This is a genomic window from Desulfovibrio oxyclinae DSM 11498 (assembly GCF_000375485.1).
Taxonomy (GTDB): domain Bacteria; phylum Desulfobacterota; class Desulfovibrionia; order Desulfovibrionales; family Desulfovibrionaceae; genus Pseudodesulfovibrio; species Pseudodesulfovibrio oxyclinae.
This window is the reverse complement of record NZ_AQXE01000007.1, coordinates 187,412-199,079: the sequence shown is the minus strand read 5'-3', so window position 1 is coordinate 199,079 and position 11,668 is coordinate 187,412. Positions and strand designations below refer to the sequence as shown.

Here is an 11,668-nt window from a genome sequence, read left to right as displayed (position 1 = left end):
TCGACCTTGCTTCGGGGCTTCGTCCTTTCACAGCTACAGCCCCCCGTCGTCCATCAGGCTCGCCCAGTCGTTCTTGACGGCCACGTTGTAAAACGTCTTGTTCTTCGGCGGCACCTTGACCAGCTCGGTGCGGTTGACGAAGTCCTTTCCCAGGGCATTCTGGCTCCATATCTTGGACTCCGGGATGGACTTCTCCCGCTTGCACCACTCCACGAACACCTTGTAGACGTCCTTCATCTGCGTCCGGATTCCGTCATGCCACGTGACGCCGTCATCGGCCGCGGTCACCACGAGACACTCCCGGATGAACTCGCCCACGAAGTCGTTGTCCTGCATGTAGTCCTGCGTGTCCTCAAGCACCGAGGCCGGTGGGGTGAGGTCCATGGTGCGCAGAAACTCGACAGCGCCGCGCACTGCCCAGGCAAGCACGCCGGAGAGCGCCTCCGGCGTATGGAGCTCGAACTCCAGCTGAGGGTTCATCGGATACACCTTGGCTTCCGGATCCGGCTTGGCGTTCATGCGGAACGTGCACGGAAACTTGATAATCCGCAGCCGTTCCTGAAAAGCCTTGTCGTCACCGCTCACTGACGGCACCCGGTTGGTGGCGAACAGCATCTTGAATTTCGGGATGTACTCCGTGAGATGCTCGGCCCACATGCCTCGACAGGTAATGGGGTCTCCCCCGGACAGCTGCTTGATGGCGCCTTCGGAAAACTTCGCGCGCTTGGGCGCTTCGGAGGCGCAGGCAAGCCGGGTGTGCTCCAGCGTCACCAGAATCTGGTCGGGTTTGTCGGTGGCCTGCAGCGACTTCTCGTCCAGCAGGAACTTGGGTGGAATCGTCTGAAAGTAACTGCCCATGATCCGGCGTATGGTCCGGAAGAAAACGCCCTTGCCGTTTCGGCCCTGCGGCCCCCAGAGGCAATAGAACTCCTGGTGCGTCATCAGCCCGGTCAGCCAATAGCCCACCAGCTTCTGGACGTAGTCGATGAGCTCGGTGTCGCCGTTGAACACCTGCGGCAGAAATGTCTCCTCCCACAACGGACACTCATCGTTCAGATGCATCCACTCCACGTCGGTGGAGCGGTTGATGAACTGCATGGGATCGGGGTCAAGCTGCTTGCCGGTTTCCAGATCAATAACCGCATTCCCGCAGGCGAACAGCTTGGGGTCCGGGTTCCACTCCTTGCCGAGTATTCCCAGAAATCCCGGATTGCACACGCTGGCCAGACTCAGGACCTTGTTGATCCTGGTCGGGTCCTTGAGCTCCCTTGCCCGCTGCTCCCATGATTTCTTTTGCTGTTGCAGCGGCCGCAGCAAGTCGTTCTTCTCGGTCTTGTTTGAGCTCTTGTATTCCGGAGACTCCGAGGTCTCCTTGATCTTCTTGGCATAAAACAGCGACTGCCGCCGATAGTCCTCCGCAATCTCCGTCAAGCTGTGCAGATGCGTCCGCCCACGATCCTCGGTCCAGTGCGTGCGGTCGAAGCGCGACCATCGCCCTTGCGTATTGTCGAACAGCAGGCTTCCGTTGAACCGATTCGCAAAGCGCCGCGCATCACCGAGGTGGTTATCCTCGAAATCCTGACGCAGCTGGTCGAAGTACCCGCTCCCGCCCGACTGTGCCGGACCAGTCGCCGCAGATTCGCCGCCGCCGTTCTCTTCGGCTTGTAAATGTTCCTCCCGTTCAGCGGCCACGGCCTTGCGCACTTCTTCGCGCGTACTCATGCCGCACCCCCTACAAACGCAGAGGCTAGGCTGCACGGCCACAGACGCAACCGCAGCATGGATTGTAAAATTGTAAAACTTTTACCACCCCACCCAACCGCAAACCCCGCGCCTCTCTGCACCCGTGCCCGCCACAGGCACCAGAGGACCCAAAAAGAGATATACGAATCAATAAAGGCCCTTAGCCCTTCTGCCTCGCTTTTTTGAGAAGGGGTATGGGGGAAGCAAGAAGGGCGACGCCCATTGAAGGATGCGCCAGCTTTCGCTAGCGCGTATTTACTTGCAGGCTGTCTAAAAGGCGAAGGTGAGCAGCTCACCTTTAATTCACCTTTACTGCGAAAAGAAGGGCTTATTCTTGAGGGGGAATGGCCGCCAAAAGCGTTGGGAATCGTGTGGTTTTGACACACTTTCCCCCTTCGCAAGGCAGGGGTCGAGAGTTCAAATCTCTTCGTCTCCACCAAGAAAATCAAACGGTTGCATGCATTACTGCATGCGGCCGTTTTATTTTTTGCTACCCTATAGCTACCCACTGAGCGAAGGCCCTTCCTTTTGCCCGGAACCGCATTCGATCGCGGAGCGAAAGTGTTTTTTCTCCACCAATCCTTTTCCCATTCTTTTCCTCAAGACCACGAAACCGTAACACAGTGTCGTTCATTGCGAGTACCAATGGAGGGTGATCATTCAGCAACAAACGGGACAGCGAACCATGCTACGATCCTTCATTTCCAAGATCCGCCATCATGAGAACGTCAGTCAGCCCCCCTGTGGGGGTATGGAACAGTCATGGGTTCCCGACCTCAACAGACAGGTCATCATTCTGCTTGTCACCATTCGGGACTTTGCCCTCTACAACGGAGTCTACGGCAGCGAAATCACGGACCGAATCGAAACCGAACTTTCCAAAGCCGTGCGCGAGGTCGTGGACGAAGTGCTCCCGGAGCACCGGACCAGAGCTCTGCCCTCCGAACCGGGTGAATACATCATTGCATGGGACTGCAGCGGAAACAGCCAGCCCGATCCGGCCGACCTGACGTACGCCGTGAAAGTGCGACTTCAGAGCGCGCTCAAGAAAACCATGTTGCAGTGGACCGGCATCGGCATGGAAGTGGGCGTGGGATACTCCCTGACCGGCACCAACGAGGCGGGCGATGTCCTTGAACTGCCTGCGGCCCTGTCCGAAGCGCGTCGCATGGCGTCCCTTCCGCTCGAACTGCGAAATACCCGGATCGCCGCCGAGTTCGAGGACATCCTCAACAACGGACGCATCCGATCAAGCTATCAGCCCATACTCGATCTGCGAAAGGGCGAAGTGCACGGATGGGAGGCGCTGGCACGCGGCCCCCGCAACAGCAGGCTGGAATCGCCCCTCATGCTCTTCGAACTGGCTGAACCGCTCGGCAGTCTGTTCCGTCTGGAACAGCTATGCCGCGAGCGAGCCGTCAGCGGCCTCGGCCCCATGGATCACCACCAGAAGATCTTTTTGAACATCCATCCCAAAACCTTGGCCGACCCTCTCTTCACTCCCGGAAACACACTCGAACTTCTCGAAAGACAGGGGCTCTCCCCGGAAAACGTGGTTTTCGAAATAACGGAACGCCAGAGCGTTCAGGACTTCGGCCTGTTCTACAAGACACTTGCGCACTATCGAAGCCAGGGATTTCTAGTGGCGGTGGACGACGTGGGTGCCGGCTACTCCGGCCTGTCTGCCATCGCGGAACTGCAGCCCGAATATATCAAGCTGGACAAGTCGCTGATTCACGACATTCACCGAGACCCGGTAAAGCGTGCGCTTGCCGAGACCATCACCAGCTTCGCCGACAAGATCGGCTCTCGAATCATTGCGGAAGGCATAGAAAATCGCGATCAGGCCATCTGCCTTATGGACATCGGTGTCCACTGCGGGCAGGGCTACTACCTTGGTCGCCCGAGCAGACAGAAACGAAACGCCCACAACAACTGGGACGAGCTTAAATCCATCGCCCAGATTTCGCACAAGATGGTCACCTGCTCCATTCCGGTTGGCGAAGTGGTGGAAGCGCCACACGCCATCGCGCCGGACACGCTGGTCTCGTTTGCACAGGACTTCTTCAAGCGTAATAATCAGTTCTCCAGCCTTGTGGTGACGGAAAACGACAGCCCCATCGGTCTTGTGACGGAATATTATCTCAACAGACAACTCTCCTCCCAATATGGAGTAGCCCTTTACTACAAGCGGGAAGTCACGTCTGTCATGGACGACAATCCGCTTATAGTGGACGCAACCATGCCTGTGGAGCAGGCCGCCCGTCTGGCCATGGACCGTGATGCCATGAAGGCCTACGACGAGGTCATTGTGGTTCGCCGGGGAAAGCTTTTCGGCACGGTCTCGGTGCAGAAACTGCTGGATACGCTTGCCAAGGTTCAGGTGGAGATGGCCAAGGGCACGAACCCCCTTACCGGGCTGCCGGGCAATGTCGCCATCGAACAGGAGCTTGAGGCGCGGATGCAACGGGCTGAACAATTCTGCATCATCTACGCTGACCTGGACAACTTCAAGGTTTACAACGACTCATACGGATTCCGAAACGGCGACCGCATCATCAAACTCTGTGCGGATATCATCACTTGGGCCACACGCAAGCACGGTCCATCGGACGCGCTTGCCTGCCACATCGGCGGCGACGACTTCGTGATCATCACCTCCAAACAGGCCGTGGAGCGCACGTGTCGTTCCATTCGCCGCTGTTTCCAGCGAGCCGTCAGGGGCTGCTATACCGAAGAGGACCGCAAATCCGGGTGGATCAAGGCCAAGGGCCGGGACGGACTTGAGCGTGAATATCCACTCGTGAGCGTTTCCATGGGCGTCCTCGAAGTGGTGGCTCCCTGCTCACTCATGGAAGTGGGCGAACGTGCCGCGCACATCAAGAAATACGCCAAGTCCATGCCCGGCAATTCCGTCGCCATGGATCGGCGCCCGCCCCTCGGCAGTGCGGAAATCGAATGCGTGGAAGGCTAGCTTTCCCACAAAAAAAGCGCGGAGCCGAAGCCCCGCGCTGTATATTCTCTTAACTCCATCGCCTACTCGAAACGGTAGGCCGCGATGATGGAGACCGGATCCACCGGTACGTCGTCGAAGCCCTGAAATGACCGTGTCTTGGATTTGGCGATTTTCGTCACCGCGTCCATGCCATCCACCACCTGACCGAACACGCAGTAACCGAAGCCTTCGTCGGTGTCATCCTTGTAGTCGATGTCCGAGTTGTCGGCCACATTGATAAAAAACTGCGCCCGTGCGCTGTGCGCTTCGGGTTCACGGGCCATGGCGAGGGAGCCCTCCACGTTGGAGAGGCCGTTGTTCGCCTCGTTGGCGATGGCGTCGCGCGTGGACTTTTCTTCCATGGAGAACGTCAGGCCGCCGCCTTGAATCATGAATCCCTTGATGACCCGGTGGAAGAGCGTTCCGTCGTAGAATCCTTCGTCCACGTATTCGAGGAAATTGCGGACGGTCTCGGGCGCTTTGTCGGGATACAGTTCAACGAGTATTTCCCCTGCGGGGGTCTCAAGCAAGACAAGCGGATTTTCCATTTCTTCATCTCCTGACGAACGGCAGCTGGCTGCCCCTCCTTGCAATGTTTTCGGGACGCGCAAGATACCCGCACATCCCTGAAACGGCAAGCCCTCCGACGCTCCCATTTCATACCCTTGATGTAGATATTTTATCGTGGCCTTTCAGGGCCGAAACAGGTACCATTTTCGGCTCAAACGCAAGAAAACGGAGGAACCGTATGGCCGAAAAAGGCAATTCCAAGATCATTATCGTGGCGGTCCTCGCCTTTCTCGCCGGGGCGTTCGTGGGCAACGCGGTCACCGTCATGACCATGAGCACCGGCTCGGGCGGCACCGCCCATCAGGCGCAGACACCGGCACAGATGCCCTCTCAGGCACCGACGCAGGACCAGTCCGGCAAGCTTGTTCAGGCGGTGAAGAACCACCCCGAAGACCCGCGCGCATGGACCGCGCTGGGCAACCACTACTTCGACCACGACCGCCCGGGCAAGGCGGTTGAAGCATATCAAAAGGCGCTGGAGCTGGACCCGTCCAAGCCCGGCGTCTGGTCGGACCTTGGCGTGATGTATCGTCGCACCGGCAAGCCCCAGAAGGCCATCGAAGCCTTTGACAAGGCCATGGAGCTGGACCCGATTCACATCACCCCGCTGTTCAACAAGGGCATCGTGCTGTTCTATGATCTGGAACGCCCTCAGGAGGCAGCCAAGACATGGCGCCGCGTTTTGGAGATCGATCCCGAAGCCAAGGCACCCAACGGAATGCCTGTCCGGGAATTCATCAAGATGGCTCTGGAAAAACAGTAAAGCCTCACCCGCCAATAATTACAGCGGACGGAGAAAAACTCCGTCCGCTTTTTTTGGGCAAAAATGCGTCACCTCGAACGGCTCAGATGGAAACACCACGGCGCAGCACCCATGCCACCAGCAATCCCACTCCGAAGGCCCACGCCAGATTGAAGGCCAGCGCCACGCCCACCATCACAAGAATAACGAACAGCTCATCCCGCTGGCGCATGTCCAGTATGGTCAGCCCCAGCTGCGCTCCGGCAAAGATCAGCAGCACCCCGAGCGCTGCCATGGGCAACAGGTGCAGGATATTGAGGATGCCTGCTCCGAAGAGAATCGCCAGAGCGAGGAAAATGGCGCCGATGATGATGTTGGACCCGCCAGTGCGGGCGCCGAAACGATAATGCGCCGCCAGCCCACCGGCCCCGTGACATAGCGGCATACCGCCCAGCAGAGCGCCCACGGCGTTGGCGATGCCCATGGTTACGCACAGGGCGCGGTCGGTGACTCGCCTGCTGTTCTCGCCGAAATATTCGAGACTCAGGTCACGGTTGGCGATGACGGCGTTGCCCACGGTCATGGGAAGCTGCGGCAAAACCAGAGTGAACAGGGCCAGCGTGAAGTCCGCACCGGACGGGAATCCGAAGGGGAGCAGCGGCGGCGGATTGAAGCCGGTGGAGAGCTTGCCCAGCCCGGACGCGGCCCCGAGCAGCAGTCCGCACAGGGCACCGGCGGCGACCACCACCAGTCCGGCGGGATAGCGCTTGTTGTCCAGAAGCAACAGCGCAGCAGCCCCGAGCAGCGCGCCAATGATGATACCTACGGGAACGGGACCGACCATCTGGAATGCGAGAAACGGCTCGGCCATGCCCTGCCCCTGCTGAAACGGAGAGGTTCCGGCGATGAAGCCGGCTCCCTTGGACATGAGCAGGATACCGGTAGAAAGCTGTACGCCTCGAATCACGGGTTTGGGAATCATCCGGGCCACGTTGTCCACGAGTCCCGTCAGGCCCAGAAAGAGCAGGCAGGCGGCCATGAGCCAGCCCGACGCCATGATCTGCGCCTGCGAGGCGGCCGTGACGATGGCATAGGCGCTGATGACCTTCATGGGCTGCACGGCAATGGGCACGCGGTAGTAGCTGCCGCCGAGCACGTAAAGAAGCCCCACGGTGACGAAGAGGCCCACAGGGTCAAGACCGTTGACCATGATCATGCCCATTGCCAGCGGAAGCAGGGTTCCCAGATCGCCGAGCGATCCGGCGAACTCCACCCGGTTGAATCGGAACTCCTTCACCGCGCCCTCCTTGGTTGCCGGTTACGATAGGTGATTTCCGCCCCTCCTGACAAGGGCATCCCGCCGAATTAACGGCACCTTCCCGCCTTCTTCCGCGCCATGGATGTTGACAGCCGCCCGCCGGGCGGGCAACTATCCGTCAACGGAATCAAGAAGACGAGGAATACAATGGAAAAGAAACCCATCGGCCAACGCGACATGAAGCGCTACCAGCTTCAGGCGGGCAGCATCATCGAGACGCTGCCGTTCATCCGCGAATTCTACAAGAAGACCGTGGTCATCAAGTACGGCGGAAACGCCATGATCGACGAGGATCTCAAGCGCGCCTTCGCGCTCAACGTGGTGCTGCTCAAGTTCATCGGCGTCAACCCGGTCATCGTTCACGGCGGCGGCCCGCAGATCGGCGAAATGCTTGAGGCCTTGAAGATTCCCACCGTGTTCCGGCAGGGCTACCGGGTTACCGACGACGCCACCATGGACGTGGTCGAGATGGTGCTCGTGGGCAAGGTCAACAAGCAGATAGTCAACCTGCTGAACATGCATGGCGGCAAGGCCGTGGGCCTGTCCGGAAAGGACGGCATGCTCATCCGCGCCGAGCCCAAGGAGCTGGCCATCGAAGGCGAAGACGAGACCGCACCCGAGATCATCGACCTCGGCAAGGTCGGCGAAGTGGCTGATGTGAACGTGGACGTCATCCGCTCCATGGAGCAGTCCGGCTTCATCCCGGTCATCGCGCCCGTGGGCGTGGATGAGGAAGGCAACACCTACAACATCAACGCCGACGCCGTTGCCGGGGCCGTGGCCGCCAAGCTCGGCGCCAAGAGACTGCACCTGCTTACCGACGTCCCCGGCCTGCTGGACAAGGACGGCGAGCTCATCACCTCCATGACCCGCACCGAGGCGTTCGGCGTCATTGAGGACGGCACCGCCAAGGGCGGTATGATCCCCAAGATAAAATGCTGCCTCGAAGCCCTGCCCGAAGTGGAGAAAGCCCACATCATCGACGGCCGCGTGGAAAACTGCGTCCTGCTGGAGATGTTCACCCAGTCCGGCATCGGCACGGAAATCACGCCCGACTAGCCTTCCCCTCTTCCCGCAAAACGAAAAACGCCCGTCGGATCACTCCGGCGGGCGTTTTTGTTGGTTCTGTTGACGCTTTTACGCCTTGCTTCCCACCTTCTCCATCTTGATGAAGAACATGAGCAGCGCGGGAATCACGAACACCGTGAAGATGGTGGACAGGGCCAGCCCGCCAAGCACCACCGATCCGAGTCCGCGGTACAGCTCCGAACCGGGGCCGGGAGCCACGGCCAGCGGGAGCATACCGAAGATGGATGTGGACGCCGACATGTAGATGGGCCGCAGACGCGTTCTCGTGGCCTCCAACACCGCTTCCAGATGCTCCATGCCATGCTCGCGCACGTTGTTGAGCGACTGGTGCACGATGAGAATCGCGTTGTTGACCACGACCCCCACGAGGATGACGAAGCCGAGCATCGTCAGGATATCCAGTGGCTGCTGCGCGATGAACAGGTTCTCCAGCTTGAGCCCGAGGAACCCGCCCGCACCGGCCAGCGGCACAGTGAACAGGATGATGAAGGGATAGATGAAGTTCTCGAACAGTGCGGCCATCAGCAGATACGTGATGAACAGCGCAAGGATGAAGTTCCACTGCAGCGCGTCTCGCGTCACTGTGAGCTTGTCGGCAGCACCGGACAGGCGCACCTGAAGCCCTTCGAGAAGTCCCATGCCCTTCACGGCCGGAACCATTTTGTTCTGCACGATCTCCATGGCTTCCTGAAGCGGCATGTTCTCGGGCGGCGTCACCTGCAGGGTGATGGTTCGCCTGCGTTCAAGGTGGCGAATCTGGTTCAGGCTGTAGGTCCGTTCGACCTTTGCCAGCGAATCGAGCGGCACCGCGCCGCCGTTGGGCGTTGCAATGAGCGCGCGTTCCAGATCCTCAGGTGTGCGCACCAGCTCGTCGGCGCCCTTGAGCACCAGGTCGATCTTCTTCTTCCCGGCGGCCTTGTAGTCGCCAATCTTGCGTCCGTCGAGGATCACGTCCACGGCCTCGCCAAGATCGCGAGCGGTGAGCCCTGCGGCCCGCACGCGGTCGCGCATGGGATTGAAGCGCACCTCGGGATACAGCAACTCCAGTGAAGGAATCGGACGCACCTGCGCGCCGGGTATTTCCTTTCTGGCCATGCCGAACATAGTCCCTGCTGCCGCGACTATCCGCTCAAGGTTGGGACCGCTGACGTCTATGGATATGTTGCGCCCTTCGCCGAGCCCCTGCTCGAAGATGCTCGCCTGAAGCGAAACACCATACACGCCGGGCATGGAGTTGAGCACGCGCGAGAACATGGGAATCAACTCCCCGGCTCGCTGTTCCTGCTTTGAGATGACGCCGAAGAGATTGATGGTGGGCGCGGAGACATAGAACATCTCGTCGATCTGCGGCATTCCGTCCACCTCGTCCTTGAAGTAGGGAGCGGTCATGTCGAACACGTTGCGCCCCATCTCTTCACGTTCACCGTAGGAAAGCCCCGGCGGCGGGATGAGGATGTTCAGGATGAGGTTGCGGTTGCCCTGCGGCAGGTATTCCATCTTGGGGAAGAAGGCCCAGACGATGAGCACCGAAGCCAGCGTCAGGGACAGGATGGTGACCACCCTTCCTTTCCAGGTGGAGATGCCCAGCCGCAACAGGGCCATAACCATGTCCGAGATGCGTCCGCCCAGCCGGGTTACCGGCTTCATGACGCGCTTGAGGAATTTCTCTTTTTCCGGCTCCTCGCTGCCCGCCATTTTCTTTGCCTTGCGCTTGGCGGCGAAGGAATACAGACGGTTGGCGAGCATGGGAATCACCAGCACCGAGACGAACAGCGAGAGAATGATGGCGCAGGTGACGGCGATGGCGATGTCCTTGAACAGCTGCCCCGCCTCCTGCTCCATGAAGACCACGGGCAAAAAGACCGCCACAGTGGTCAGGGTGGAGGCAAGCACTGCGCCCCACACCTCGCTGGCCCCGTCATAGGCCGCCTTGAACGGCGACTTGCCCATGTTTCGATGTCGGTCGATGTTTTCCAGTACGACAATGGCACTGTCCACCAGCATCCCGACCGCGAACGATATGCCCGCCATTGATACGACGTTCAAACTTCGTCCCGCTATGCCGAAAATGATGAACGAGCCGATGATGGATATGGGAATCGCGACCGCGACGATGATCGTGGCCGTGCCGCTCTGAAGGAAAATCATCAGCACGGCAATGGCGAGCAGGCCACCGATGATGATGTTTTTCTGGACGAGGTCGATGGCGCCGTTGATGTAGGAGCGCTGGTCATAGACCCAGTCGAAGGTGACGTTGTTGTCCTTCATGATGCCGGCGTTAAGCTCCTGCACCACGTCGTGCACGCGATCCGTCAACTCCAGCACGTTGCTGCCCGGCTGCGGTTCCACGCCGATGGCAACGCCGGTCTCGTCGTTATGCAGCATGACCACCGTGGCCTTCTCGTGACCGAGTTTGACGTCGGCCACGTCGCGAAGCTGCACGCGGAACTGTCCGGAGGAGCTGATGACGGTGTCGAGCAGCTTCTCCGGCGTGTTGAGGTCGGCCGGTGTGCGCACGCGGTAGTCGCGCCGGCCCAGACCGAGGGTGCCCGCGGACATGGAGACGTTGGCGGACTGGAGCGCCGCCTTGAGTTCGCCGATGGTCAGGTTGTACGCGGCCAGTCTCACCGGATCCACGATCACCTGCATCTCGTCCTCGCGTCCACCGCCCATGAACAGGTCGGCCACGCCATCGACGCGCTCAATGTACTGGCGCACCTCGTCCTCGAAGAAGGTACGGTAGGTCTGAGGGTCCCGTTCGTTGCCGGGCAGTGTGCGCAGGATCATCCAGATGACCGGCGAGGCCGAAGCTCCGGACGCGGAAATGATCGGCTTGTCCACGGCGTCGGGATAGTTCGGCACTTCGTCGAGCTTGTTGGACACGCGCAGGAGCGCACCGTTGACCTCGGTGCCGATCTCGAATTTCAGCGTCAGCTCACCCTGCCCGTTGGAGCAGGTGGATTCCATTTCCACGAGGCCGGGCACACCCTTGAGCACTTTTTCCTGCTCTTCAATGATGTCACGCTCGATTTCGTACGGCGTGGCACCCTGCCAGGTGGTGGTGATGGATATCTCCGGCTCGCTTACGTTCGGCGAAAGCTGATACGGCAGGCCGATGAGAGCGAGCGAACCGAAGAGGAGGATCAGAATGACGGCCACCAGAACCGCGACCGGCTTGGTGATTGCCGTTTTGACGATATCCATTGCGCCC

General features: G+C 59.7%; 7 protein-coding genes. 3 read left to right on the top strand and 4 right to left on the bottom strand.

Translation table 11 applies throughout. The annotated features are described in order from the left end of the window. Positions 1-33 precede the first annotated feature (33 nt). Positions 34-1,722: a DNA primase family protein gene (locus B149_RS0109455; RefSeq protein ID WP_018124947.1), complete on the bottom strand. Its 1,689-nt coding sequence runs from the start codon at positions 1,720-1,722 to the stop codon at positions 34-36. A 706-nt stretch (positions 1,723-2,428) separates the two neighbouring features. Here B149_RS0109455 and B149_RS0109450 point away from each other — a divergent pair. Continuing rightward, positions 2,429-4,717 carry a GGDEF domain-containing protein gene (locus tag B149_RS0109450; protein WP_245533209.1) on the top strand — a complete coding sequence of 763 codons (2,289 nt, stop codon included), beginning with the start codon at positions 2,429-2,431 and terminating at the stop codon, positions 4,715-4,717. 62 nt (positions 4,718-4,779) lie between these two features. Here the strand turns inward: B149_RS0109450 and B149_RS0109445 are convergent, their stop codons facing one another. Next, positions 4,780-5,286, bottom strand: coding sequence for a peptidylprolyl isomerase (locus B149_RS0109445; protein WP_018124945.1), 507 nt, complete (start codon positions 5,284-5,286; stop codon positions 4,780-4,782). Positions 5,287-5,486: 200 nt separating this feature from the next. Here B149_RS0109445 and B149_RS16875 point away from each other — a divergent pair, with 200 nt between their 5' ends. Then, positions 5,487-6,071: a tetratricopeptide repeat protein gene (locus tag B149_RS16875; protein WP_018124944.1), complete on the top strand. Its 585-nt coding sequence runs from the start codon at positions 5,487-5,489 to the stop codon at positions 6,069-6,071. An 82-nt stretch (positions 6,072-6,153) separates the two neighbouring features. On the opposite strand, the gene B149_RS0109435 is transcribed toward B149_RS16875, so the two are convergent. After that, positions 6,154-7,347 (bottom strand): putative sulfate/molybdate transporter, encoded by a 1,194-nt coding sequence (locus tag B149_RS0109435; protein ID WP_018124943.1) that lies wholly within the window; start codon positions 7,345-7,347, stop codon positions 6,154-6,156. Between the two features lie 168 nt (positions 7,348-7,515). Here B149_RS0109435 and argB point away from each other — a divergent pair, with 168 nt between their 5' ends. Continuing rightward, positions 7,516-8,427 (top strand): acetylglutamate kinase, encoded by a 912-nt coding sequence (gene argB, locus B149_RS0109430; RefSeq protein ID WP_018124942.1) that lies wholly within the window; start codon positions 7,516-7,518, stop codon positions 8,425-8,427. A 78-nt stretch (positions 8,428-8,505) separates the two neighbouring features. On the opposite strand, the gene B149_RS0109425 is transcribed toward argB, so the two are convergent. Beyond that, positions 8,506-11,661: an efflux RND transporter permease subunit gene (locus B149_RS0109425; protein WP_018124941.1), complete on the bottom strand. Its 3,156-nt coding sequence runs from the start codon at positions 11,659-11,661 to the stop codon at positions 8,506-8,508. Positions 11,662-11,668 lie beyond the last annotated feature (7 nt).

Bases quoted from the DNA above. Each gene is read 5' to 3' on its own strand.
- B149_RS0109455 (WP_018124947.1), bottom strand. From the start codon at position 1,722: ATGAGTACGCGCGAAGAAGTGCGCAAGGCCGTGGCCGCTGAACGGGAG.
- B149_RS0109450 (WP_245533209.1), top strand. From the start codon at position 2,429: ATGCTACGATCCTTCATTTCCAAGATCCGCCATCATGAGAACGTCAGT.
- B149_RS0109445 (WP_018124945.1), bottom strand. From the start codon at position 5,286: ATGGAAAATCCGCTTGTCTTGCTTGAGACCCCCGCAGGGGAAATACTC.
- B149_RS16875 (WP_018124944.1), top strand. From the start codon at position 5,487: ATGGCCGAAAAAGGCAATTCCAAGATCATTATCGTGGCGGTCCTCGCC.
- argB (WP_018124942.1), top strand. From the start codon at position 7,516: ATGGAAAAGAAACCCATCGGCCAACGCGACATGAAGCGCTACCAGCTT.
- B149_RS0109425 (WP_018124941.1), bottom strand. From the start codon at position 11,661: ATGGATATCGTCAAAACGGCAATCACCAAGCCGGTCGCGGTTCTGGTG.